This is a genomic window from Mesorhizobium sp. M7A.F.Ca.US.011.01.1.1, from assembly GCF_003998295.1.
Taxonomy (GTDB): Bacteria; Pseudomonadota; Alphaproteobacteria; order Rhizobiales; family Rhizobiaceae; genus Mesorhizobium.
This window is the reverse complement of sequence record NZ_RZRT01000213.1, coordinates 1-650: the sequence shown is the minus strand read 5'-3', so window position 1 is coordinate 650 and position 650 is coordinate 1. Positions and strand designations below refer to the sequence as shown.

At 63.8% G+C, this 650-nt stretch carries 1 protein-coding gene; it reads left to right on the top strand.

What is annotated here, in order from left to right:
* On the top strand, positions 1 to 609 hold a 609-nt coding region (locus EOA13_RS37385; protein ID WP_164780670.1), incomplete at its 5' end, for an FAD-binding oxidoreductase.
* Positions 610 to 650 lie beyond the last annotated feature (41 nt).

The following is a 650-nucleotide window of genomic DNA, read 5'->3' as shown; positions in this document are numbered from 1 at the left end:
GTACGCGCCGGAAAGGTGCTGATTGCCACCAATGCCTATGGCGGGCCGCTAAACCGCACGCTTGAGCGAACCTATTTCCCGCTGAAAATCTTCCAGATCGCGACGGCTCCGCTGCCACGCGAATACCGCACTCGCCTGCTTCCAGGCGGGCAAGGCGTCGGCTACACAAGACGCAATCTTTTCACCTTCCGCTTCGACAGCGAAAACAGGCTGATTACCGGCGGCATGCATAGTTTTGGTCCGGGCGCCGAAGCGCGGGTGCCGCAGGCGATCTGGCGGCGGCTGGCAAAACACCTCGACCTCCCGGAGATCCCACCGCTCGAATATAGCTGGTCGGGGATGGCCGCCGTCGAGCCCGACTTCCTGCCGCACCTCGTCGATCTCGGGCCCGGCCTGATCGCGGGCTTTGCCTGCAACGGACGCGGCATCGCCATGACCACGAGCATGGGCAAGGTGCTTGCGGATTGGGCTGATGGCGCGAAGCCGCAGGACTTGCCGCTGCCGTTTGCGCCGCCGTCGCCGATCCCGTTCCACAGCCTGATGCGGCATGCGCCAAACATGCTGCTTCCCCTAAGCATGCTGCGCGACCGGCTGGATGAGGCGGGCTAGTGTATGTCGCCCAAAAGTGCGCAGCGGTTTTGGGACAACGA